The organism is Sporocytophaga sp. (genome assembly GCF_017745095.1).
GTDB lineage: Bacteria > Bacteroidota > Bacteroidia > Cytophagales > Cytophagaceae > Sporocytophaga.
This window is the reverse complement of record NZ_JAGHZZ010000007.1, coordinates 64,282-87,808: the sequence shown is the minus strand read 5'-3', so window position 1 is coordinate 87,808 and position 23,527 is coordinate 64,282. Positions and strand designations below refer to the sequence as shown.

Here is a 23,527-nt window from a genome sequence, read left to right as displayed (position 1 = left end):
TCAAATTAATCCTCAAGTTTTTTTAACTCATTTTTAAATCCACTGTTTAAAATAGGAAACCTACACCACGTTTTCGGATCAACATTAAACTCATCAAGGTGGAAACCAGGTGCTAACCTTTCCCTTTTCCATTGATTTCTTGACCACATTTTAAAAAACTTGTCTACATATGATTTAAGCATTGTTGGCTCAGTTTTATTTTCTTTGGCCAAAATATTAAATACTTCCAAAGGAGATTTCTTGTCTTTGATAGCTAGTTTTTCAATTTCCACCAATAGCCAGTATGGCATCAGGTCTTTCTCGTCGGTCTGAGTTTTTTCAATTGGTCTCAATTCAGCTGTAGGGATCAGTGAGTTTACAAAACGCAACCCCGGTTGATTCAGATTTTTTTCAGCCCATGATAACCATTGTTGAATAAAATGCTTGTCAACACCAGCAATTGGCGCAATACTACCAGAAGTATCACCATCCATGGTGGCATATCCTACATCTCCTTCACTTCGGTTGGAAGTAGTGATTAACAAAGCATTATTGATATTTGCAAGCATCCATATTATTGGAGATCGACTGCGGGCCTGAATGTTCTGCAGGGTAATATCATGCTTTTCCCAAGTAAGAGGATGGGCCAGTACATGTTCGATGGTTTTAATATATCCCGAAACCTGATCTTGTACATCCCAGTGATAGAATCTAGCTCCAATAGAATCAGCAAGCTTTTGCGCAGATTCAAATGTTTCTTTTCCGGAGTTTTTGGTTGCCTGATAAGCGCAGATTAGTACTTTTTCTGTAACTATTTTGATTTGATTTTCATATGGTTCTGATTCAATTCCGACAATAGGAGGGAGACCACCTTTATTTAAGAATTCTTTTACCCCTAGTTCTTTTATCCCTTTTTTAATCATTTCAGAAACCATGATTGCACAAGCAGAGCTATCTGCACCGCCGCTGAGGGATAGTACAAATCCTTTGCTATTGCTTTTTCGCATATAATCAAAAAGTCCGAGTGTTACAGCCTCCCAAAATTCGAAGTTTTTTTCTCTATCATCTGGCTGCAGTGGTTCATTAGAGACTTTTCCCGTGGAAAAATCAATATCCGCATAAACCAGATTTAAGTTTTTAAAAGATAATCTGTCATTGCGTTGGATGAGGTTTCCGTTTCTGGCAATCAAAACTTCTCCATCAAAAATCATTCTGCCAGCCTCGTTGCCAAGCAAGTTTGCATAGAGATAAGTACAGTTAAATTTTTCTGAACTTCCGATAATCAGATTGTATCTGAAATCCGATTTGGCAAAAGCAAAGTGACTCGCACTAGGATTCAGAATAAGATCTACATTCATTTTGCAAAGTCTTGAAGCTGGTCTTACATTGTCTGGTCTCCATGCGTCTTCGCAAATTTCATAACCAATTTTAACACCATCGATCTCATACAAAATGTCTCCGAATGGATAGTTTTTTCCTTCTACAATAAAGCTTTCAATTTGAGAATGCAGCCATGGAGTAAACCATCTCGGCTCATAGTGTACACCATCGTTTGCTAAGAACTGTTTGGCTGAAATACCAAGGATTTCTTTGTTTCTGACAAGACAGGCGCAATTAAAGACCTGATTGTTGATTCTTATCGGAAGTCCAAAGCTCACTGTGATATTTGAGGTTTGAGGTATAAGATCAATCAAATGTTTCAAAGCTGTTTCTGGCACCCATTCGCTTAAGAACCAATCTTCGCAACCATAACCGGTAATGCAAAGCTCAGGCAGACAAAGGATGTCGACGTGATTATTCCTGGCTTCGTTGATTGCATCTATAATGTTAGAAATATTATTATCCCAATCCAAAGGTGTTTGGTTAAGTGCGGCACCGGCAATTCTCATATATAGAAAGTTTTGTACTGATTATCAAACCGGAAAAGATTCGATAAGGTCAAATGTAAAATTTATGATTTAATAAATTTAAGAAAATATGACTTTTCAGATAAAATTGAAGGAGAAGAATTGAATCATTGAAGACTAAAAGTTTCAATAATCTCAACTTTAAAAAGTAAAACAGAAAGTAATGTATTGATTTTTAATGTGTATGTATAATGGCGAAAATGAATTAAGCGATGAGTTAGAAGTTATTTGATTTCCCTGATTTGACAGGCTTTTTCTGCAGCGGCCTGTTCTGCTTTTTTCTTGCTAAATCCAGTTCCGGTACTTACAGGTTCATCTTCGATGAGGACTTGGGCAGTAAATTCTTTATGATGAATGCTTCCGACTTCTTTGATAATTACAAACTTAATATCTTTAGATTCCTTTTGAGCCCATTCAATTAAGACACTTTTAAAATTAAGGTTGTTTTCTATGATTTCATTAAGATCAAAATGAGGTTGTAATAGTCTGGTAAGAATAAATTTTCTACAAGATTTAAAGCCTTTGTCAAGGTAAACTGCTCCAACCAAGGCTTCAAGGGCATCTCCATAAAGCGACTTATGTGTATTACCCCCTCTGCCTGGATTAAACTCAACGATTTTATTCAGTCCTATTTTTTTGCCAAGCTTATTGAGTGATTCACGATTCACGATTCTTGATCTGATTTCTGTTAAGAAACCCTCATCTTTATATGGGAATTTTTTGAAAAGAAATTCAGCTATCACAGCGCCTAGTATTGCGTCGCCAAGGTATTCCAGTCTTTCATTTGAGCTACGGACACCAAGCTTATCCTCTTTTGCGGCAGAGGTGTGGCACACGGCAAGTTTATAAAGGTTAAGATTGATGGGAGTTTGTCCTGTTATATTTGCAATTGATTTAGCAAAAGTCTTTTCCTTTACCAGCTGTTTATTAAACAGGTTCGAAATTCTCCTTAAGTAGGAAATCAAATTTTAATAAGTTTTAATATAATAATACTACAGAATCAAAATTGAACTATTAAGTTCAGCTTTGAATGCTAAAAATAAAAAAAAGGTGTTAAATCTTCCAAAGAGTTAACACCTTATAATGTTTAAAGTTATTAATTTTTTAAATTTTACGGAGAATAATAGAGCAGTTATGCCCTCCAAATCCGAAAGTATTGCTCAACGCTACATTTATCGTTTTAGACTGAGCTTTGTTGAAAGTTAGATTTAGTCTAGGATCAACTCTTTCGTCGTCAGTAAAATGATTGATAGTAGGAGGAACTGTCTGATGTTTAATAGCAAGTATACAAGCAATAGCTTCAATAGCTCCTGCAGCACCAAGTAAGTGGCCTGTCATGGATTTGGTAGAACTGATGCTAAGTTTATATGCATGTTCACCAAATACTTTCTGTATTGCTGTAAGTTCGCTGATGTCCCCTAGTGGTGTTGAAGTACCGTGAACATTGATATAGTCAATATCTTCAGGTTTCAATTTGGCATCAGCAAGTGCATTATTCATAACACTTATTTGTCCCAGCCCTTCAGGATGAGGAGCAGTTAAGTGATATGCATCAGCAGACATACCGCCACCGATTATTTCAGCATAAATTTTAGCACCCCTTGCTTTAGCATGTTCGTATTCCTCTAGAATAAGTGCACCGGCACCTTCTCCAAGAACAAAGCCATCTCTGTCTTTGTCGAAAGGTCTTGAAGCTGTGGAAGGATCGTCATTTCTTTCAGAAAGTGCTTTCATGGCATTGAAACCACCTATTCCGGCTTCTGTAACAGCTGCTTCTGATCCTCCGGTCACCATTATATCAGCCATTCCTAATCTTATATAGTTAAAGGCGTCAACAATAGCGTTGGTAGAAGAAGCACAGGCAGAGACGGTAACGAAATTGGGGCCTCTGAAACCAAACTTCATGGAAATATGACCGGCACTAATATCGGCGATCATTTTAGGTATAAAGAAAGGGTTGAATCTTGGAGTACCATCTCCAAGTGCAAATCCGGAAACTTCATCCTGGAAAGTGCGAAGACCGCCTATTCCTGAACCCCAGATAACTCCAGCTCTATCTTTGTTTATTGTATTAAGATCAAGATTTGAATCTTTGATAGCTTCATCAGATGCCACTATAGCATATTGAGTAAAAGGGTCCATTCTTTTGACCTCTTTTTTATCAATAAAATTTTCTACGTTGAAGTTTTTAACTTCGCAGGCAAATCTGGTTTTTGATTTTTCAGCGTTGTAGCGGGTAGTAGGAGCAGCACCACTTACTCCAGTGGACAATGATTTCCAGTAATCTTCAACATTGTTTCCTATTGGGGTAAGTGCGCCTAATCCTGTTACAACAACTCTTTTTAAATTCATAAAAGAATTTTGAGAGGGAATCTAAAGAAATTATTGTTTAACGTTTTGCTCCAAATAAGCAACAGCTTGACCAACAGTTGAAATGTTTTCAGCTTGCTCATCAGGAATTGATATGTTAAATTCTTTTTCGAATTCCATGATTAATTCTACTGTATCTAAGGAGTCAGCTCCTAAGTCGTTTGTGAAGCTAGCTTCTGAAGTAACTTCAGATTCTTCAACACCTAATTTGTCAATAATGATACTCTTAACTTTTTGTGCTATTTCTGACATTGTTTTAAATGAGTTTAGTAAAACACGGTGCAAAGAAATACATTAAAAACTATATTGTCAAACAAAATTTTTTATTCTTCATCAAAAACATAATAAATTTTCCACATGCAACTTTTTAATTATATATTTACGTCCCTTAAAATAGGCCTATAGGGCAAATAATGATGAAAACTACAAAGCTAGTAGTCGATTATGAGTATGATTTTGAGTTTTTTGCCATAATTTCTGCAGTAAAGGCTCATAAATTAGCATGGTCTATTAATAAGGTGTTAAGTATTAACCTTTGTAAGCAGGAGGATTTAAAACTTGACTTTGTTAAAGATTGGAAACTGGTAATCACTAATTATATTTACGAGAAAGAATACAGTGTTTTCAGATTATTGAAAAATAGATCCTGCGAATCGGAGAATCTTCCCAAGCCCTTTCTGGTCCCCGAGCTTAAAGAATATGACTATTTTATTCACATGTCCGGAGAAGTTATGCTGTTTGAAACAGCCGAACTGTTTGAGAAACTTAAAGAATTGCAAATAGTACAATACGTAAAAAAAATTGAAGTAAATAAATTAAAGTCTAAAGAAAACTTAATTTTTTGAAAATGGAGCAGATTAACAAAAAGACAAAAATTATTGCAACTGTCGGACCCGCTTGTAACACGAAAGAGAAATTATGGGAGCTGGTGAAGGCCGGTGCAAATATTTTCAGATTAAACTTTTCACATGGAAGTCATGAGGGACATCTTCAGGTGATCCAATACATCAGAGAATTAAATAAAGAGCATAATGCTAATATTGCAATTCTTCAAGACTTACAAGGACCAAAAATCAGAACCAACGAAGTTGAAAATAACGGTGTTGAATTAAGAGAAGGAGCACAAATTATCATTACTAAAGAGTATTGCATGGGTACTAAAGAGAAGATAAGTACTTCTTATCAATCTCTTACTTCTGATGTGAAGCCAGGTGATGCTATCCTTATCGATGATGGTAAAATTGAATTGAAAGTTCTTGCCGCTAAAAATGGTGAAGTTACTGCAGAGATCGTTTATGGTGGTATCCTGAAATCTAAAAAAGGTATCAATCTTCCTAATACCAATGTTTCTGAACCTTCTTTAACTGAAAAAGATAGAAAAGATCTTATTTTCGGAATAGAGCAAGGACTTGACTGGATTGCTCTTTCTTTCGTAAGAAGGGCTGAAGATATGAGAGACCTTAAAGAAATTATCAAAAAATCTGGTAAAGATATTAAGGTAGTTGCTAAGATCGAGAAGCCTGAAGCTATTGCAAACATAGATGAAATCATCGCTGAAACTGATGCTATCATGGTTGCAAGAGGTGACCTGGGAGTTGAGGTGTTAATGGAAGATGTTCCAATGATGCAAAAAATGATCGTTAAGAAATGCGGAGTAGCAGGTAAACCTGTTATTATCGCTACTCAGATGATGGAAAGCATGATCACAAGTCCCAGACCTACAAGAGCTGAAACTAATGACGTTGCTAATGCTATTATAGATGGAGCTGATACAGTTATGCTAAGTGCCGAAACAGCAAGTGGTGAATATCCTGTCCTTACTGTTCAAAGTATGGCAAGAATTTGCGCTTCAGTAGAAAGACAAGCTGAAAATATTTATAATAAACATACCAATAAAGAAGATTCATCATATAGCGACAGTGTAATTGCTACTGCTTGTACACTTGCTGATCATGTAAATGCAAAAGCTATCATTGGTTTGTCTCAGTCTGGTTATTCTGCATTCAGAATAGCGAGCCATAGACCCAAAGCAAATATCATAATCGTAACTTCTGACAAAGCTATGCTTACAAAACTAAGCCTTGTTTGGGGAGTAAAAGCTGTTTATTATGATAAGTTCACTACAACCGATGAGACTATTCAAGGGGTTAGAGATCTTCTGGTTAAAGAAGGTCTATTGAAAAAAGGTGATACTTATGTAACTACGGCTAGCATGCCATTCACATATACACAAAGAGCAAATACTCTAAAATTAGGTGTAGTTGAATAACATTTACCTATAAATATTTATTATAAAGGGACTGTCGAAATTTTTACAGTCCCTTTTTATTTTTAAGCATATATGGAATTGAACTTAGAATTATTAACTAAAATTTGTGAGCTTCCCGGAGCTCCCGGCTACGAGCAAAAGATTCGGGCCTTTGTTATTGAACAGATCAAATCACTTGTAGATGAATTCAGAGTGGATAATCTGGGAAATGTTATCGCTTTGAAGAAAGGACTGACCGGGGCTAAAAAAGTAATGGCTGCTGCACACATGGATGAAATTGGTTTTATTGTAACCTATATCAACGACCAGGGGTTTATCTTTTTTCACCCTCTCGGTGGATTTGATCCTAAAACGCTTACTGCTCAGAGGGTAATTGTTCATGGTAGTAAAGATATTATCGGAGTGATGGGTAGTAAGCCTGTACACGTGATGTCTCCTGAAGAAAAAATAAAACCTGCTAAAATCGAAGATTTTTTCATTGATACAGGTATGACAAAAGAGGAGGTTGAAAAATATGTTTCCATCGGGAATCCGATTACAAGAGAAAGAAGTCTTATCGAGATGGGGAATAACATCAACTGTAAATCTCTTGATAATAGGATCAGTGTATTTATTCTTATTGAAGCATTGAAGCAAATTCAAAATCATCCATATGATTTCTATGCAGTATTTACAGTACAGGAAGAAGTTGGATTAAGAGGAGCTACCACTGCTGCTCACCAAATAAATCCTGATTTTGGAATTGCTATCGATACAACTATTGCTTATGATGTTCCGGGGGCAAAACCTCAGGAGAAAATCACAGAATTGGGCAAAGGCTCTGCAATAAAAATCATGGACTCTTCTGCCATAGCTGATTATAGAATGGTAAATTATTTAAAACAGACAGCTTCAAATCATTCTATACAATGGCAGCCTGAGATTCTTACTGCTGGAGGCACTGATACAGCGCCACTTCAGAAAAGCGGTAAAATGGGTGCCATAGCCGGGGCTATTTCAATTCCTACCAGACATATACATCAGGTAATTGAAATGGTAAATAAGGACGATGTGAAGCATTCTATTAATTTATTATCGAGAGCTATTGAAGGTCTTGATAAGTTTGACTGGAACTTTTAAGAGTAATAAGTAATAAGTTTTAAGTAAGCCTTGGAGGTTAAAGCTTCCTTGGCTTTGTGTTTTTATTATAATCGTATTGGATTGCCAATTGGCTCCATTAACAAATTTTCTGAGTTTCCTTGTTCTCTGAACAATCTTCTGATTTCTCTCTCTGGCTCGCCCATTGGTTCGTCAGATAAATCAAAAGTTCCATAGTGCATGGGAATGAAATATCTGGCGCGAAGCTCTTGATAAGCTTTAAAAGCTTCTTCCGGATTGACATGGAAGAGGTTCATAAGAAAGGAGGGTTTATAAGCGCCTATTGGCATTAAGCAATAATCTATTGGAGGTACTGTTTTCTGAATTTCTTTAAAGTGTACTCCATAAGCTGTATCTCCTGCAAAATATATTGATTTATCTTTTCCTTTGATATAAAAGCTTCCCCATAGAACTTTGTTGAAATCGTTAAATCCTCTACGATGCCAATGTTTAGCCGGAAGGAATATAAAGTCTACGGTATCTGATTTAAATTGCTGGTACCACCCGGCTTCCTGTATCTCTCCTTTAAAATCAAGTTCATTGAATAGAGTTGAAAGTTTCAGAGGTCCTAATATTTTTATAGAAGGATTATTGGCCAATAAAATTTTTAATGATGGTATATCTAAGTGATCTCTATGTCCATGAGAAAGTAGTAAATAGTCAATATTTCTTAATTCTTCAGGTGCAAGAGGAAGTTCAGTTTTTCTTTTAATTAACGGCAAATCAAAGAATACCGGGTCTGTAATAATTTTTATCTTGCCAATCCGGATATAAAAAGTTGAATGTCCCAGCCAGACTATTATATCCTGGTCACTATTTAAAAAGCCATTATTTTTAACAACGTCAACTTTATATTTTTCATTTTTCTTTTCTTCCCTTTGAGGATTTCTGGTAAACCTCCACTTAAGCACTTTGAAAAGTGAGTTTTCATCTTTGGTATTGGAGTTTGTGAATTCTCCATCAATTAAAAGATTACCAGGATAACCATCTTTGACAGTCTGCAAAGAGGGGTTATTAACATATATTTTTTGGCTCACAATGTTATTTAGTGAAAAGTTAAAACCTGATATTTAAATATATTAAATACCAGGTTTTTAAATTATACAAACTGTGTATTTAATACAAACCATTAGAAAGGTAAGGAGACGGAAATTGCTCCATAATGCCATTGATCTGACTTGGTAACAAGTTCTCAAACATAGATGGACTATTTAAAGATTCACTACTGTAACCTCTCCAGATTAACTGGTTTGTTTTCCGATCTATTACATCGATAACTAGGGTTCCTTCCTTATATTGAACTTTTTCACTTATGTTTCCCAGTATCTGAGGCCTGTATATACCCGCTCCATAGTAAATACCATCTGGTGTTGTATTATATATGTTTACTCCCCCAAAATAGGTTGTATATGGGTATATGTTATAGTCATTCGTCAGATAATTATACATTGTAAAAGGTTGTTCGAAATAATTGTAAAACCTAGGAACTGCAAGGTTTGGCTGGTTCACAACCAATGGGGTATTGGTATACCTTTCCCTGTTTTCCATTACTATAGAGTATGTAAATAACAAGTCTGGATTCAGAGAATCTAGGTATAAACCTTTATCTAGCAAATCGCTGTTTACCATCCTTTTTATTTTCAACTCAATAAGCTCGTTATTATATAAGCTCATTACGTCATTCAACTGTTCTCCTTGCTGCTCAGGTAATTGTTTAGGCAGCCAAGCAAATGTCCTGAACTTGGAAAAATCCGCGTCTGGATTATAACTTGTATGTGCATTACTTCCTGGCTGACATCCGTAAAACAGAGTAAGTACCACCCCGATAACTAACCACACTAATCTTTTCATCACTACTTTCCTCCTTATTTAAATAATTTGTGGCCATAAAAAATTGTTTGGCATAAACATATACAACTTTGTTAAAGTGGTAAGAGGTCAGGGATCTTAGGGAAATTTGGCACTATGCCCGGACCTGAATTGTTTTGATGAAAAACAGGAATATGAAAATAGTGCTGATGATAATGTTTGCAATGGGGTTGGGCTTCAGTTCCTTTGCGCAAATTGATACAAATACGACTATCATAGGGAGGAATAATGATCTTTATCCGGGAGTAAAAAGTTCTCCTGATGAGTCATACTATTCTATTAACCCGACAGTTCCAGGTTCAATGGATGGAACTCAGTTGAGGAATGAAACAAGTATATATAATAATAACCCTGCTACAAATCCAAATATAAATCCAAATACTCAGGTGAATCCGGGTATTGAATATAATGGAGGACTTCCAAGCAACGGACAGCTGCCTAATGGTGGAATGTTGCCGAACAACGGAGGTTTACCCAATAACGGAGGACTTCCCAATAATGGTATGTTACCTAGTACATCAACTCCACAACCTTCCAGTGCACCAGGGGCAAGCCCTGGTTCTTCGGGGCCAGGATCTAATATTGGTGCAGGGTATTAAATATAATTCAATAAAATGGCTGCTTGTTATATCAGGCAGCTATTTTATTGAATATTTTTCAGACTGGTGAAAGAAGTCATCGATTGTTATTTTGATCTGTTTCAATTTACCATTCATCTGTTCTGAAGGAAGAAACAGGTAATCCATCTTTGTTAAAAAGGTTTGGTATGGCATCATTTGTCCACTCAAATCTAGCTGCTACTGGTTTGGTTACTTTGGGAGAATATACTGTTACAGTATTATCCTTGATTTCTGCTTTTGCAGGATAAAATAGTTTGTCACTGCCTGCAATAATAAAGCCATTGAGCTCTTGGCCTTCTTTGGTTGTAAGCCCTTTAGATGCATTATCAAAGGTGATTTTTATTTTTCCATTTTCAATTTTCATGCTTTTGAAAGAGGGACTTTTGGCTGATTTTGTCTTAATGTTATATGTATCTTCAAGTGCTAAGAGAGCTAATCTTTCACCTACAGGTTTCTTATGTGGAGGGTGAATATCGTTAATATTCCCAACAACATCCGAAATGATAACCATACCGGTGTTAGGTACCTTCAAAAGTTTAGATTGTTGTTCCCGAAGTAATACCCCATTCAGATTATCACCATATCCACTGTAAGGGGCTATTTGTACATAATAAAAAGGAAGTTCTGATTGAAAATCTTTTCTCCAATTTAATATTAATTTTTCCATCAGTTGTTTATATGAATATGGATGCTCTACATTTGATTCACCTTGATACCAAATAATACCTGATAGTTTAAATGGAATTAATGGTGCAATCATTGAGTTATAAGCCATCCCAGAGACAGAAGGGCACCATGGGCGGTCGATGGTACATTGTTTATTGGCATTTGCTTTTAGAAGTGAATCTGAGTCTATGATCTCTTTGGGGATCCATACTTCAGCTGGGGTACCTCCCCAACTTGAATGTATAAGGCCTATAGGTACTTTTAGTTCAGTATTAAGAGTCTTTCCAAAATAATATGCAACTGCGCTAAACCATTTCAGAGACTCTCCATTGCAATGATTCCAATTGCCTTCCCCTTTCATCTGTGGAGTAGAAGCAGCTGATCTTGGTACCTGAAATAATCTTATTTGAGGATCATTGATCTTTTCCAGATAAGGTTTTCCATCTGCAGAAAGATTCATACTCCATTCCATGTTGGATTGACCAGAGCATAACCATACTTCTCCTGACATTACATTTTCAATTGTCTTCTGCTCACTCCCAGCCTTGATTGTAATTGTGTGAGGTCCATTTGCAGAAGGAGTTTTTATAGTGGCTTTCCACAAAGATGTATTGGAGACTTTAGTTTGAACAATTGTTGAATCCCAGCTAACCAGAATTTGTATAGTCTGTGTTGGTCCTGCCCATCCCCAAATAGGTATCTCAGTGTTGCGCTGAATTACCATGTTAGAAGAAAATACTGCCGGAAGACGAATCTGAGCCATTAGAAAAGGAGTAATGCTTAATAAGAAGAATAATACTAGTATGGTATTTCGTATTGACAACATTCTGGTTTGATTTTTAGGAATTTAAATATATAAAAAAGTCAATAAGGCAAATTAGCTCTATCAGATGATAATTCTAATAAGATTTAAAAAAGTATAAAAAAAGAGGCTATGTTTAATAGCCTCTTTCAGACATAAATGCTTTTTAATTTTATCTCACTTTCTCCAAGGCCATTCCTGTATATCTTGGAATTTGAGTTCCAAAGAAAAACTTTGTGATTGCTAAAGTGTCATCCGCAAAGTTTCTTAAAGCAGGATAATCCGGATTTAACATACGATTTACTCTTCTGGCTTTTTTGCTTAACACAAGTTGAAGGTATTTTGCGTTTAAAATAGCCCAACTTCTTATGATTCTAGCTCTTTTAGGAAAGAATGTTCCTCTCTTCATTTCTCTGTACCACGCTTTCCTTCTTATTTTTTTGGAGGTTAATCTCACTGACTTTTTAGCCTGAAGTATTAATCTTTGACCTCTTTTAGAAAGGAAATTTACTTGCTTTTTGGTTTCCTTCCCCATTCCTTCCCAATCAATTTTGGAGAAAGATTTTTTCACTGATTTAGCAATTTTTTTTGCTGAATCTCCTATGCTTTCTGTATACCTGTAAGCATTCTTTCTGACAGATTTTAAAGTTAATGCACTACTTCTCATGATTTCTTCCCAATTAGTTTAAATTCAATAAGAGAAATTATTTGTCTCTCTCTATTGTATATTTAACCAACTGTTGAAGGGATTGTTTGTAAGGAGAGGAAGGAAACGTTTCCAGGATAGAATTTGCCTGATTCATGTAAGTATTCATGATTTCCGTTGCGTATGCAATACCTCCGGAATTTTTCACAAATTGAATTACTTCAGCAACTTTTTTAGGATTATCGTTTTGATTCTTAACGATATTAATGATCTTTCTTTTTTCCCACCAGTTGGCTTTGTTAAGTGCAAAGATCAGTGGAAGTGTCATCTTTCTTTCTTTTATATCAATACCTATGGGTTTACCTATAGCGGCTTCGGTATTGTAATCAAAGAGGTCGTCTTTTATTTGAAATGCCATTCCAACTTTTTCTCCAAAAAGTCTGGCATTTTCTATAGCATTTGTATCTACACCCGAAGAAGCAGCGCCTACTGCACAACATGAAGCTATTAGTGAGGCGGTTTTCTGACGGATAATTTCAAAATATACTTCTTCCGTGATGTCAAGATTCCTTGCTTTTTCTATTTGAAGCAACTCTCCTTCACTCATTTCCTTTACTGCATTCGAAACTATTTTAAGTATGCTGAAATCATCATTCTGAAGGGATAGTAGTAATCCTTTGGAAAGCAGGTAGTCTCCAACGAGCACTGCTATTTTATTCTTCCAAAGTGCATTAATGGAAAAGAATCCACGTCTGTAATTAGCATCGTCTACTACATCATCGTGAACCAGAGTAGCTGTATGAAGCAGTTCAATTAATGCTGCGCCTCTATAGGTAGATTCACTTATTCCGCCACATGTTTTGGCCATTAGAAATACAAACATTGGCCTAAGTTGTTTCCCCTTTCTTTTAACGATATAGGTCATGATTCTGTCGAGCAACACTACATTGCTTTTCATAGAATCCCTGAATTTCTTTTCAAAATCCTTTATTTCGTCTTCAATCGGAGCTTGTATTTCTTTAATACTGACAGCCATGATACAATATTACAATCTATTTATACTGTTTCCAAAGGGCTGACCTTTAAAAATCATATTTTATTAATTTAAAAATATGTTTATAATACAGATGTTTTTATTGATTTTATCTGTATTGGTTTTCAGTAGTTTATCATGTGATTCAGACCAGGCATTTATGGCAAAACATATTTTACTTAAAAACAGACAATTGGCATTGGAAAATGAAAACAGAAAGTTTTTATATGATCTTTCATATGCTGCAGATGGAAAGGAAAAACCTCTGATTATATTTTTACATGGATTTAAAGGGTTTAAGGATTGGGGGAATTTTGATCTGATGATGGAATATTTTACTCAATTGAATTACGCGTTTATCAAAATGAATTTTTCACATAATGGAACAACCCTTGATAGTCCATTGGAATTTAATGACCTAGATAGATTTGGTAGAAATAATTTTATCATTGAGCTTGAAGATGTTCAGGCTATGATAGATCGGCTATTTAAAGATGAAATAATTCCTTCAAGAGAGTGGGACAAGCGGAAGCTATTACTGATAGGACATAGCAGAGGTGGATCAATAGCGATGTTGAAGGGATCTGAAGATAAGAGAGTACTGGCTGTGGTATCACTGGCAGGTGTTGCTGATCTAAAGAAATTTCTGAATGATAAAGATATTGCTTTATGGAGAAAAGGAGAAACTGTATTTATAGACAATGCACGAACTGGTCAAAAAATGCCTCTTTACCCTCAGTTTCTGGAATCTTATGTTGCAAATAAATCAAGACTTGATGTTGTAGCTGCTGCTTCAAAATTAAACCATCTTTTAATTGTTCACGGATCAGCAGATTCAACTGTGTCCGTAGATAATGCTTTTGCCTTAAAAAATAGCAATCCCTCTGCTGAATTAAAAGTTATTGAGAATGCGGATCATACTTTTGGTGGCAAGCACCCTTATATTGAGAAGGTATTACCATTGAATTTTAAAATCGTCTGCGACTTAATTGCAGATTATTTTCAGAATATCGAATTTAAAAATTGATATTAAATTCTCATTTACAATCATTCGAATTAATCTCCTGTCTTTTGATGTTATCAAATAAAGGTAGGAGATATGGATAAGTTACTACTAGCTTCGGACTTTTCAGACAGTTCAAATAATGCATTAAATTTTGCTAAAGGCATAGCTGCGAAATCAGTATCAGAGGTTCTTATATTCAATTCTGCCCCCTTTCCTGTTCTCGAGCCTACCATTCCGACATTTATGATGGAGGAGATACTGGAAGATCAGGAGTATTCAGCAAAGGAAAAATTACGTCAATCCTGTGATATTGTAAGTTCAGAAAAATATCTGGATGGAAGTAGAGTAGGATGTGATTATAAATTTTCTTCAGGAATAGCTGTGAATGAAATAGCAGAAGTTGCCAAAAGAGAAAATGTTGAATTGGTGGTAATGGGAGCCTATGATAACTCTATTACTTCAAAATGGGTTGGTAGTACAACAATTTCCACACTCGATCAAGTGTCATGCCCTGTTTTGGCAGTACCTGCAGAAGCTACGTTTCAGGGATTTCAGCATATTGTATTTGCATGTGGACTACGAGATTATGACCACTTAGCAATTGATGAGGTTGTGAATTTTGCAAAGATTTTTAATGCCAAAGTAACAGTGCTGCATATCGCAGACTCTATCAGTCTGCCTCTTGATGCCGTTCTGTTTGAAAGGTTGAGAAAAAAGGTAAAGGCTACTGACGAATTCGGAAAGATAAAATTTGAAATGCTTGTATCGGACGATCGATATGAGGCTATAGAGACTTTTCTTTCTGATGAAGATGTTGATATGATTGCATTAATGAAACACAGCAGTTCTTTCTTTAGAAGGCTTTTTTACAAAAGTATGATTGATAAAAGCTTATATAGAATAGAGGTTCCTATGTTTTTATTGAATGAAAAAAATTATAAAAGTTAAATGATATGATAGCGGACGAAAAAAGAAGATTGATCTCCTGGCTTCATTTTGACGAAAGGTTATGGTTGAATAAGCTGGAGTTTTGCAATGATGAATTGAAAATTTTTCAAGAACACCTTGAAGAGATTGCTTCAGACTATAGTGATATCGATGTTAAAATTCAGATAGAACAATTTCAAAACAAGTTCTTTATACAACATGATGAAATTATAAAATTAAAACATGATATCAATAGGATGGGAAGAGTAATGGCTGATTATGAAAAGGATTTCAGCAATGCAGTTGATGAAAGAACAGCAAATGAACATTATAATCTTGAAGAGAGAATGGATAGCTTTAATGAAATATTTGATGACCTTAAAGCAGATTTCAGAGCTTTCCTTGAAAAATATATGTAAAACATATGAGCTTTTTTAAGGTTTACAATACTTAGGTTTTTGATTTTAACTTAGGTTTGTATATATTTTCTTGTGCTTGACAAATCAGGATTTTCATTCGAACTTTTATTCCATGCCCTTTCTGGAGAAAAGGTTATGGATTTTTTATTGTCTGATCCTAAGAAAGGATTAAATGCTGATGAAGCTGAAAGCAGAATTGTTCAATATGGTCCGAACAAGCTTGCAGATGTAAAAGAAAAATCGATCTTAAAGATTTTACTGGAACAGTTTCAGAATGCGATTACTTATCTTCTTGCCGGGGCAGCAATCATTTCTCTTTTTTTTCATGATGTCACAAATTCAATAGCCATTGGAGGCGTAATTTTGATTAATGCCCTTATTGGTTTTTTTATTGAATTGCAGGCTAGAAAATCAATGGAAGGATTGAGAAGTCTTGAAATTTCTCTTGCTAAGGTTGTCAGAGGTTCGGAATTATCTGAAATCAATTCGGCTTTACTTGCAATTGGTGATCTTGTTTATATTAAAGCAGGAGACATGGTTCCTGCTGATGGAAGGCTTGTAAATCTTAACAATTTGGAGATAAACGAATCTCCACTTACCGGTGAATCCCTTCCTGTTGATAAGATATGCGAACCTCTTCCTGAACCAACTCCTCTGGCTGACAGAACTAACATGGTCTATAAAGGAACGTCTGTTATAAAAGGGAATGGTTACTTTTTGGTGACTGCAACTGGCTTACATACTGAGCTTGGCAAAATTTCAACAATGACGCAGAGTACAGAAAATGTATCTACTCCACTTGATGCGAAACTTGAAAAACTAACTAAAACTCTTATCTGGATTACTGCAGCTATGGCTTGTATTTTTATCGTTGCAGGTCTTTTGAGAAAGCAGGAATTTTATACCATCGTGGAAACTGCTATTGCACTTGCAGTTGCGGCTATTCCTGAAGGACTTCCAATTGTTTCTACAATTGCTCTTGCCTATGGGATGCTTAGACTGGCAAAAAGAAATGCAATAATAAAAAAGCTTTATTCAGTTGAAACACTAGGGGGAACAAACATCATCTTCACCGACAAGACAGGTACGCTTACTGAAAATGTGATGGAGGTAAACCTAATTGCTTTCCCTCATAAGACATTTGAATTGAAAAGTGATTTTGATAAACGTAAAAATCTTTTTTCCAATGGAGAAGTCGCAGATGTTGAAAATACATTGCATGAGTTGTATTTAACCGCAGCACTGTGTAATAATGCCAGTCTTAACTTGTCTACCGGTAAAGCTATTGGAGACCCTTTAGAAATTGCTTTACTAAAATTGGCATATTCCGGTGGAATTGATACGAATGAAATTAAAGGAGAATATTTCAGAGTTAATGAAAAACCATTTAGCTCGGATACAAAGATGATGGCTGTAATGGTGAAATCTCGGGATGGCTTTATTGTAACATCCAAAGGTTCTGTTGAAGCAATTCTTTCTAAGTGCAGGAAATATCGCAAAGATTCTGAAGTATTGCCTATTGATTCTTCATTTATAAAGCATTTGCATAATGAGGCTGAAAGGATTTCGTCGATGGGGTTAAGGGTACTTGCTTTTGCAATAAAACATCAGGCAGAGGAGGAGCAAGAGTATCTTAAAGATCTTACTTTTATCGGCTTGGTTGGTTTTCTGGATCCACCGAGGCATGATATAGGTTTTGCAATGGAAAGTTGTAAGACTGCAGGAGTAAAAGTGATTATGGTTACAGGTGATCATCCTAAAACAGGTTTTACTATCGCTAAGAAGATTGGCATCGTAGAGGATGAGGAAGAGGCAAACTCACTTATGACAGGTGCTCAACTTCAAGAGCTTGATATTTATGGCCGCGACAAAGAGCGTGTAATGAATACAAGGGTTTTTGCCAGAGTAACTCCTGCTCAGAAATTTGATCTCGTAAGCCTTTATCAGAGTGAGGGAAATATTGTGGCCATGACCGGCGATGGTATCAATGATACACCTGCATTAAAAAAGGCTGATATTGGAATTGCAATGGGAACAAGAGGTACACAGGTTGCCAAAGATACGGCTGATGTAGTTTTAAAGGATGATTCATTTGTTTCTATCGTTGAAGCTATTTTTCAGGGAAGAGTTATATTTCAGAATATAAGAGAGTTTATAATCTTCCTTTTATCCTGTAATCTTAGTGAAATAGTTCTGGTGGTAGCTTCTGGATTTATAGATCCAAGGATTGTATTGTTGCCCCTTCAGATCTTGTTCCTTAATATAATTACAGATGTATTTCCCGCTTTGGCTTTGGGTCTTGGGCAGGGGGATAGACTTGTGATGAAACTTCCTCCAAGAAATCCTGAAGCTCCAATGCTTAACAGTAACGACTGGAAATCCCTTGTAGCTTATTGCATATGCATTTCAGGTTCTATACTCTGCGGAGTATTGTTTTTTGAAAAACATTATGCGAATGAACCTGCAATTATTCAGGATATGGTGTTTTATTCACTGGCTTTTTCTCAACTCTGGCATGTTTTTAATCTGTCATCTGCGAAGAGCTCATTCTTTATAAATGAAATAACCAGAAATAAATTTGTATGGATGGCGCTTGCCTTTTGTAGTTCAATGCTGGCAATTACCGGCATACTTCCTGCAGTTCAAAGAATATTGCAAGTGAAGCCGCTCTCAATTGAGATATGGGGAGGGATTATTCTGATTAGCTTAATGCCTGTAGTTTTAATTCAACTCCTAAAAAGGCTTTTAAGGATAATCGATTAAAATTTATCAATCCTGATTAGGTAAGCTAATGCTGAATGTTGTTCCGTAGTTTACTTCCGATTTTAATGATATTTTGCCATTGAGTCTATCTACAACTTGTTTTACTATATACAAACCAAGCCCACTGCCAAAGGATTTTTCTGAAGCCCTGAAAAACATCTCAAAAATTTTCTGATGATAGAACGCCTCAATTCCCGAACCATTATCTTCTATTTCAATATTTGCCCCTGTTTCAGAGGTAAATATTCGGATTTTTAGAAAAGGGTTAGGTTGCTCGAGTGTATGGTATTTGATGGCATTGGATATCAGGTTCATGAAGATGATTTTCAATCTGTTTTCATCGTTATAGAATTCGTAGTATTCTTCGGTGCTCAATTCGATATTAATCCTTTCAGCATTATCCATAAACTTCAGGCTTTCCAGACATTCATTTACTATATCTGTAAAATTGATTTTTGAAGAGATGATTCTTAGTCGGTTGTTTCTTGAAAAATTTGTGAGGTCTGCAATGAAGGAGTCCAGCCTTTTGACGCTGCTTTTGGCTTGTTCAATACATTCATTGATAATCATAGGATCTTTTTCTTTTTTGATTAAATTTAATAATCCTGTGATACTGCATAGCGGAGCCCTTAGGTCATGCGAAGCTCTGTATACAAAACTATCCAGCTCGAAGTTGATTTTTCTAAGCTCTTGTTCCGCATTTTTTACTTCTGTTAAATCAATAGAGACACCGAGTATGTTTACTTCCTTATCAAAATTACTGATAAAGGGAACCTTAGTTGTGTGAAGAATTCTGTTGGTACCGTCAAGGTGGGTAATATTCTGTTCAGGGAGCGTTACTATTTCTTTAAGTAAGGTTACTTTAATATCACTTTCCTGAATACCTCTCAATTCATTGTCATCCTTAATAAAATGGCTGTCATCTTTGCCAAGTAGGTTGTGGATGGTTGTGCAGAAGAGTTCGGCTTGGGCTTTGTTTACGAGTATGTACCTGCCTTGATTGTCTTTTAAGAAAATAGGATGGGGAACTAACTCAATGATCTCGTAAAGTTTGTTCCTGTTATCCTCTATTTCAGATTCAAATCTTTTAGTTTCTGTAATATCCCTGCCTATTCCATAAACTGTATTGTCATTAACTTTTATTACTTTGTTCCATTTTATCCATTTAACATCTCCATTCTTAGCCAGATATCTAATCTCCAGAGGGTCCTGCGGAAAAGCCTCTTGTCCAAAACTTTTATAGATTTTAGAAGTAATTTTTAGGTCTTCTGGATAAATGAAGCAGGAAAAATGCATTGTACATATTTCTTCTTCGTTATAACCCAGCATTTTTGCAAATGCGGGATTTACTTTTTTGAAGTATCCATCGCCACTTGTGATGCACATACATTCATCCGACAGGTAAAAGAAGTCATCCAGTAAGTAATCTGCCACAATAATATTAGTAAAGGTTAATGTAGTATATCGCTAATATAAGAAAGGATACTATGATTAATTGAATAAAAACTATCACTAAAAGTACTTTTATAGAAAAGTTTAATCGGGATTAATTGTTTTAAAAAATATCACTGTTAATCAATTTATTAGAATTTTTAGTAAAGTAGTAATTATATGATTAAACGGTTTTACAGCGACTGATGATTATTTGAGTTTAATAAGAAACCCCATAGAAATAATCTTTGTTTTATATTAAAGAGAGTATGGATGAAAGGGTGGAAACAAATATTTCATGATTGGTCTGCAAAGCTGTTGGGACTTTTTAGTCAACGTGAGAAAGTGAATTTCAGAACAACAGAAGAACAACCTGAAAAGAGACTGGAAAAAATAAGGGCGGAAGAAATACAGGAAGATTTTATGCTTACACCTCCCAATAAGTATGCAGTTACTGAAACAGGCCAGATAATTAGGCTTCCGGAAAGAAACAAAAAACGATATAGATCAGCTTATAAAAAAGAACCCCGTATTTAACGAGGTTCTTTTTTTATAATGAATTAATTTTTTTTCCATTTAATTCCACAACCTATAGCCTTTGTTTCTGGTTCTTTAACTGTTTTGTCCTGAAGTAATTCATTAAGGGCATTTTCAGCATATTTCTTCTTTACATCTTTTGCGCTTTCCGTATTATCATCAATAGCACCTACATACTTAACGATTAGCTCATTGTTGACTTTTTTTAAAATATAGACGTGTGGTGTTTTAAGGGCTCCATATGTTTTAGCAACATTCTGAGTTTCATCAAGAAGATATGGAAATGTAAAATGTTTTTCTGCAGCATTCTTCTGCATGTTTTCATATGAGTCTTCCGGATATGCAACAGGATCATTAGGATTGATAGCTATTACAGGATATCCTTTTGATGCATATTTTTGATTTAGCTCTTCTATTCTGCTTTCGTATGCTTTTGCATAAGGACAATGGTTGCAAGTGAATACAACAATATAGCCTTTGGCATCATTATAATTTTTAAGTGATACATTTTTTCCATCAATATTTTTTAATGAAAAATCGATTGCCTTATCACCAGGTTTGTATCCTGTGGTCTGAGCTATGGAAATTGAAACGATGAACAAAAACAAGATCGCTAAAAGGTGTTTCATAACTATAAGTTTATTGTTTGATTAATTCTTTTTTGATCAAATTAATAAGTTCTTCAGAAGTTGCAAAGGTTTTTGGGTAATGGGTACGATTTCCTTTTTTATCCTGCAGAAAGGTATATGGAATATCACCTCCCCATTGTGGATTGAACTTATTGATCCAATTATTGGGATTCTCACTTAGTAATACACACTTTCCCGGTAGATTATATTTACTAAATACTTCTGCAGCCTTTTCTTTTTTAGAGGTAAAATCCATTGATACAAAAAGGAATTTAACAGGTTCGTTTTTATTCACTTTACCGGCTTCTGCAAAATAAGGAAGTTCTTCAAGACAAGGTTTACATGTTGTAGCCCAAAAATTAACTACCACTACAGAGTCTTTTGTACTGCTTACCAATTTATCCAATTGATCGTAGTTAACAATCCGAATCTCTTGACTGTATACTTTAAATGTAGTTGAAACTAGGATTGCTAATGTAAATACAATGAGCTGTCTCATGATTTGTTATTATTATTGGTTTTTTTCTTTTTAAAGAACCTTTTCTTTTTCCCTGGTGATGGTTGTGGCTTAGCTTTTACATCATATGCCGGACCTTCACCCAAAAAATCCGGAAGGGGTAATTTGGGTATTTCTTTCTCAATGAGTTGTTCTATTCTGTTGAATTTTCTCATCTCTTTTTCATTGATGAAAGTCATAGCGATACCTGTGCTTGATGCTCTTGCTGTTCTGCCTATCCGGTGTACATAATCTTCTGCATCATGAGGCACGTCGTAGTTCACAACAAGGTTGATATTTTCTATATCTATACCTCTTGAAAGAATATCTGTAGCTACCAGAATCTGCACCTCCCTGTTTCTGAAAAGGTTCATGATCTGCTCACGTTCAGATTGCTCAAGGTCGGAGTGAAATCCTTTTACAGAGAAATTAAGTTTCTTAAGTTCTTTCTCGAGTACTTTTACATTTTGTTTGGTAGAGCAGAATATAACAATAGATGGAAGTTCTTCTTCCTTTCCTTGTAATAGTTCTTTTATCAATGGAAGCTTTTGACCATCATAAGTCATATAAGCTCTTTGATCAATCCCCTCAGCCGGTTTGGAAATTGCTATATTGATCTGAACAGGTCTGAATAATATTTTATCTGCCAGCTGTCTGATCTTTGAAGGCATAGTCGCTGAAAAAAGTATGTTCTGTCTTTGCCTTGGAAGGTAATTGATGATCTTAACGATATCATCATAAAAACCCATTTCCAGCATACGGTCCGCTTCATCAAGAATCAGATGTTTCAGATCTCCAAATGAAATCTGAGCAGATGTAAGGTGGGCTATAAGTCTTCCAGGAGTAGCGATCACTATGGGTGAACCTTGTTTCAGGGCATTTTTTTGTTGTTCCCAAACACTTCCATCATTACCTCCATACACGGCAATGCTACTTACTGATGTGTAGAAGCTAAATCCGTCAACCTGCTGGTCTATCTGTACCGCAAGTTCCCTTGTTGGTGCCAGAATCAACGTATCTATTCCGGGGTGAGGATTGAGATGGTTTCTATGAATTATCGGAAGCAGGTAAGCTGCTGTTTTTCCGGTTCCTGTCTGGGCACAGGCAATAACGTCTTTATTGTCCAGGATGGCAGGGATGGCTAGTTCCTGAACCGGAGAGGGGGTTTTAAATCCAATGTCTTTAAGAGCCTGTTGAACTGCGTCATCCAGGTTAAGTTCTTCAAATGTCAAGATAATGATGAGTTAAGTTTAAAATAAAAATCCCTGCTGGATGCAGGGATTTAATTTTTATTGACTTATAGAAATTAATTCTACTTCAAAAATCAGCGTGGTGTTTGGTCCGATAGATTCTCCCGCACCTCTTTCTCCATAAGCCAGATTAGAAGGTACAAACAGTCTCCATTTTGAACCTACTTTCATAAGTTGAAGAGCTTCTACCCAACCTTGAATTACGCCATTTACAGGGAAAGTCGCAGGCTGACCTCTTTCTACTGAGCTATCAAACACTGTTCCATCTATTAAAGTACCGTGATAGTGAGTTGTAACTTTATCAGTAGCTTTAGGTGTTGGTCCATCACCTTCTTTGATTACCTGATATTGTAAACCGCTTGGTAAAGTTACCACGCCTGGTTTTTTCTTGTTTTCTTCAAGGAATTTTTGTCCTTCAACTAAGTTTTTATTTGCTTTTTCTTGCTGAAGTTGAGCAAAATATTCATTCAAAATAGTTCTTGCCTGCTCTGAAGTTACAAGAGGCTGTTTTTTTGCAGCTACATCTTTGAATGCCTGAGCAAAAGCATCTACGTTTAGATTTTCAAAACCTTGTTGTTTAAGGTTTTCTGCAATATTGGCACCAAGAGCATAGCTAACAGTGTCGATTTTGGTTTTTAATGCAAAAGTTTGTTGTTCCATTCCTTTTTTAGATTTTTTCTGCGCCAAAGAGGGAGTTGACAAGGCTAATATTCCCAATCCTGCCGCAGCAAATACATTGACTAGTTTCATTTTTAATGGTTTAAAAAGTTA

The 23,527-nt window shown here is 35.7% G+C and carries 23 protein-coding genes; 9 read left to right on the top strand and 14 right to left on the bottom strand.

What is annotated here, in order from left to right; translation table 11 throughout:
* Positions 1-5 precede the first annotated feature (5 nt).
* From nadE to J7604_RS12170, 4 genes are all read right to left on the bottom strand, one after another.
* Entirely contained in the window at positions 6-1,868 is a 1,863-nt protein-coding gene (gene nadE, locus J7604_RS12185; RefSeq protein ID WP_293896247.1) for an NAD(+) synthase, read from the bottom strand.
* A gap of 242 nt (positions 1,869-2,110) precedes the next feature.
* Positions 2,111-2,851 (bottom strand): ribonuclease III, encoded by a 741-nt coding sequence (gene rnc / locus J7604_RS12180; RefSeq protein WP_293896244.1) that lies wholly within the window; start codon positions 2,849-2,851, stop codon positions 2,111-2,113.
* A gap of 139 nt (positions 2,852-2,990) precedes the next feature.
* Entirely contained in the window at positions 2,991-4,238 is a 1,248-nt protein-coding gene (gene fabF / locus J7604_RS12175) for a beta-ketoacyl-ACP synthase II (protein WP_293896241.1), read from the bottom strand.
* 30 nt (positions 4,239-4,268) lie between these two features.
* Positions 4,269-4,508, bottom strand: a complete 240-nt coding sequence (locus J7604_RS12170; protein ID WP_028979990.1) for an acyl carrier protein — start codon at positions 4,506-4,508, stop codon at positions 4,269-4,271.
* Positions 4,509-4,669: 161 nt separating this feature from the next.
* Between J7604_RS12170 and J7604_RS12165 the strand changes: the two genes are divergently transcribed.
* The 3 genes from J7604_RS12165 (at position 4,670) to J7604_RS12155 (ending at position 7,644) form a co-directional block, all read left to right on the top strand.
* Entirely contained in the window at positions 4,670-5,101 is a 432-nt protein-coding gene (locus J7604_RS12165) for an IPExxxVDY family protein (RefSeq protein WP_293896235.1), read from the top strand.
* A 2-nt stretch (positions 5,102-5,103) separates the two neighbouring features.
* Positions 5,104-6,525, top strand: a complete 1,422-nt coding sequence (gene pyk / locus J7604_RS12160) for a pyruvate kinase (protein ID WP_293896232.1) — start codon at positions 5,104-5,106, stop codon at positions 6,523-6,525.
* A gap of 72 nt (positions 6,526-6,597) precedes the next feature.
* Entirely contained in the window at positions 6,598-7,644 is a 1,047-nt protein-coding gene (locus tag J7604_RS12155; protein WP_293896229.1) for a M42 family metallopeptidase, read from the top strand.
* 65 nt (positions 7,645-7,709) lie between these two features.
* On the opposite strand, the gene J7604_RS12150 is transcribed toward J7604_RS12155, so the two are convergent.
* Together J7604_RS12150 and J7604_RS12145 are read right to left on the bottom strand one after the other, a co-directional pair.
* Complete coding sequence (locus tag J7604_RS12150; protein WP_293896226.1) at positions 7,710-8,699, bottom strand: MBL fold metallo-hydrolase; 990 nt, start codon at positions 8,697-8,699, stop codon at positions 7,710-7,712.
* A gap of 79 nt (positions 8,700-8,778) precedes the next feature.
* A complete protein-coding gene (locus J7604_RS12145) occupies positions 8,779-9,513 on the bottom strand; it encodes a DUF4136 domain-containing protein (protein ID WP_293896223.1) in 735 nt (244 codons plus the stop codon).
* Positions 9,514-9,650: 137 nt separating this feature from the next.
* On the opposite strand from J7604_RS12145, the gene J7604_RS12140 reads away from it, so the two are divergent.
* Positions 9,651-10,130 (top strand): hypothetical protein, encoded by a 480-nt coding sequence (locus J7604_RS12140; RefSeq protein WP_293896220.1) that lies wholly within the window; start codon positions 9,651-9,653, stop codon positions 10,128-10,130.
* Positions 10,131-10,236: 106 nt separating this feature from the next.
* On the opposite strand, the gene J7604_RS12135 is transcribed toward J7604_RS12140, so the two are convergent.
* The 3 genes from J7604_RS12135 to J7604_RS12125 all read right to left on the bottom strand — a co-directional run bounded on the left by J7604_RS12135 (position 10,237) and on the right by J7604_RS12125 (position 13,301).
* Positions 10,237-11,643 (bottom strand): sialate O-acetylesterase, encoded by a 1,407-nt coding sequence (locus tag J7604_RS12135; RefSeq protein ID WP_293896217.1) that lies wholly within the window; start codon positions 11,641-11,643, stop codon positions 10,237-10,239.
* Between the two features lie 148 nt (positions 11,644-11,791).
* Complete coding sequence (locus J7604_RS12130; protein ID WP_293896214.1) at positions 11,792-12,286, bottom strand: hypothetical protein; 495 nt, start codon at positions 12,284-12,286, stop codon at positions 11,792-11,794.
* A 37-nt stretch (positions 12,287-12,323) separates the two neighbouring features.
* On the bottom strand, positions 12,324-13,301 hold the full coding sequence (locus J7604_RS12125; RefSeq protein ID WP_293896211.1) for a polyprenyl synthetase family protein: 978 nt from the start codon (positions 13,299-13,301) through the stop codon (positions 12,324-12,326).
* A 157-nt stretch (positions 13,302-13,458) separates the two neighbouring features.
* Here J7604_RS12125 and J7604_RS12120 point away from each other — a divergent pair, with 157 nt between their 5' ends.
* The 4 genes from J7604_RS12120 (at position 13,459) to J7604_RS12105 (ending at position 18,413) form a co-directional block, all read left to right on the top strand.
* Positions 13,459-14,325 (top strand): prolyl oligopeptidase family serine peptidase, encoded by an 867-nt coding sequence (locus J7604_RS12120; RefSeq protein ID WP_293896208.1) that lies wholly within the window; start codon positions 13,459-13,461, stop codon positions 14,323-14,325.
* Between the two features lie 72 nt (positions 14,326-14,397).
* Positions 14,398-15,252, top strand: coding sequence for a universal stress protein (locus J7604_RS12115; protein ID WP_293896205.1), 855 nt, complete (start codon positions 14,398-14,400; stop codon positions 15,250-15,252).
* Positions 15,253-15,257: 5 nt separating this feature from the next.
* Positions 15,258-15,650 (top strand): hypothetical protein, encoded by a 393-nt coding sequence (locus tag J7604_RS12110; RefSeq protein WP_293896202.1) that lies wholly within the window; start codon positions 15,258-15,260, stop codon positions 15,648-15,650.
* 72 nt (positions 15,651-15,722) lie between these two features.
* Positions 15,723-18,413: a cation-transporting P-type ATPase gene (locus J7604_RS12105; RefSeq protein WP_293896199.1), complete on the top strand. Its 2,691-nt coding sequence runs from the start codon at positions 15,723-15,725 to the stop codon at positions 18,411-18,413.
* A gap of 6 nt (positions 18,414-18,419) precedes the next feature.
* Here J7604_RS12105 and J7604_RS12100 read toward each other — a convergent pair whose 3' ends face one another.
* A complete protein-coding gene (locus J7604_RS12100; RefSeq protein ID WP_293896196.1) occupies positions 18,420-19,847 on the bottom strand; it encodes a PAS domain-containing sensor histidine kinase in 1,428 nt (475 codons plus the stop codon).
* Between the two features lie 270 nt (positions 19,848-20,117).
* Here J7604_RS12100 and J7604_RS12095 point away from each other — a divergent pair, with 270 nt between their 5' ends.
* Positions 20,118-20,381: a hypothetical protein gene (locus J7604_RS12095; protein WP_293896193.1), complete on the top strand. Its 264-nt coding sequence runs from the start codon at positions 20,118-20,120 to the stop codon at positions 20,379-20,381.
* A 23-nt stretch (positions 20,382-20,404) separates the two neighbouring features.
* Here J7604_RS12095 and J7604_RS12090 read toward each other — a convergent pair whose 3' ends face one another.
* Genes J7604_RS12090 through J7604_RS12075 form a run of 4 tightly spaced genes read right to left on the bottom strand, consistent with a single transcriptional unit; the run spans position 20,405 to position 23,506 of the window.
* Complete coding sequence (locus J7604_RS12090; RefSeq protein WP_293896190.1) at positions 20,405-21,010, bottom strand: thioredoxin family protein; 606 nt, start codon at positions 21,008-21,010, stop codon at positions 20,405-20,407.
* A gap of 10 nt (positions 21,011-21,020) precedes the next feature.
* Positions 21,021-21,509 (bottom strand): TlpA disulfide reductase family protein, encoded by a 489-nt coding sequence (locus tag J7604_RS12085; RefSeq protein ID WP_293896187.1) that lies wholly within the window; start codon positions 21,507-21,509, stop codon positions 21,021-21,023.
* Positions 21,506-22,738: a DEAD/DEAH box helicase gene (locus tag J7604_RS12080; RefSeq protein WP_293896184.1), complete on the bottom strand. Its 1,233-nt coding sequence runs from the start codon at positions 22,736-22,738 to the stop codon at positions 21,506-21,508. Before J7604_RS12080 ends, J7604_RS12085 begins: the two co-directional genes overlap by 4 nt.
* 57 nt (positions 22,739-22,795) lie before the next feature.
* Positions 22,796-23,506, bottom strand: coding sequence for an FKBP-type peptidyl-prolyl cis-trans isomerase (locus J7604_RS12075; protein ID WP_293896181.1), 711 nt, complete (start codon positions 23,504-23,506; stop codon positions 22,796-22,798).
* Positions 23,507-23,527 lie beyond the last annotated feature (21 nt).

Excerpts from the sequence above, each read along its gene's own strand:
- fabF (WP_293896241.1), bottom strand. The coding sequence starts at position 4,238 with ATGAATTTAAAAAGAGTTGTTGTAACAGGATTAGGCGCACTTACCCCA.
- J7604_RS12115 (WP_293896205.1), top strand. The coding sequence starts at position 14,398 with ATGGATAAGTTACTACTAGCTTCGGACTTTTCAGACAGTTCAAATAAT.
- J7604_RS12125 (WP_293896211.1), bottom strand. The coding sequence starts at position 13,301 with ATGGCTGTCAGTATTAAAGAAATACAAGCTCCGATTGAAGACGAAATA.
- J7604_RS12140 (WP_293896220.1), top strand. The coding sequence starts at position 9,651 with ATGAAAAACAGGAATATGAAAATAGTGCTGATGATAATGTTTGCAATG.
- nadE (WP_293896247.1), bottom strand. The coding sequence starts at position 1,868 with ATGAGAATTGCCGGTGCCGCACTTAACCAAACACCTTTGGATTGGGAT.
- J7604_RS12085 (WP_293896187.1), bottom strand. The coding sequence starts at position 21,509 with ATGAGACAGCTCATTGTATTTACATTAGCAATCCTAGTTTCAACTACA.
- J7604_RS12130 (WP_293896214.1), bottom strand. The coding sequence starts at position 12,286 with ATGAGAAGTAGTGCATTAACTTTAAAATCTGTCAGAAAGAATGCTTAC.
- J7604_RS12120 (WP_293896208.1), top strand. The coding sequence starts at position 13,459 with ATGGCAAAACATATTTTACTTAAAAACAGACAATTGGCATTGGAAAAT.
- J7604_RS12095 (WP_293896193.1), top strand. The coding sequence starts at position 20,118 with ATGAAAGGGTGGAAACAAATATTTCATGATTGGTCTGCAAAGCTGTTG.
- J7604_RS12155 (WP_293896229.1), top strand. The coding sequence starts at position 6,598 with ATGGAATTGAACTTAGAATTATTAACTAAAATTTGTGAGCTTCCCGGA.
- J7604_RS12170 (WP_028979990.1), bottom strand. The coding sequence starts at position 4,508 with ATGTCAGAAATAGCACAAAAAGTTAAGAGTATCATTATTGACAAATTA.
- pyk (WP_293896232.1), top strand. The coding sequence starts at position 5,104 with ATGGAGCAGATTAACAAAAAGACAAAAATTATTGCAACTGTCGGACCC.
- J7604_RS12090 (WP_293896190.1), bottom strand. The coding sequence starts at position 21,010 with ATGAAACACCTTTTAGCGATCTTGTTTTTGTTCATCGTTTCAATTTCC.
- J7604_RS12110 (WP_293896202.1), top strand. The coding sequence starts at position 15,258 with ATGATAGCGGACGAAAAAAGAAGATTGATCTCCTGGCTTCATTTTGAC.
- J7604_RS12075 (WP_293896181.1), bottom strand. The coding sequence starts at position 23,506 with ATGAAACTAGTCAATGTATTTGCTGCGGCAGGATTGGGAATATTAGCC.
- J7604_RS12165 (WP_293896235.1), top strand. The coding sequence starts at position 4,670 with ATGATGAAAACTACAAAGCTAGTAGTCGATTATGAGTATGATTTTGAG.
- J7604_RS12135 (WP_293896217.1), bottom strand. The coding sequence starts at position 11,643 with ATGTTGTCAATACGAAATACCATACTAGTATTATTCTTCTTATTAAGC.
- J7604_RS12145 (WP_293896223.1), bottom strand. The coding sequence starts at position 9,513 with ATGAAAAGATTAGTGTGGTTAGTTATCGGGGTGGTACTTACTCTGTTT.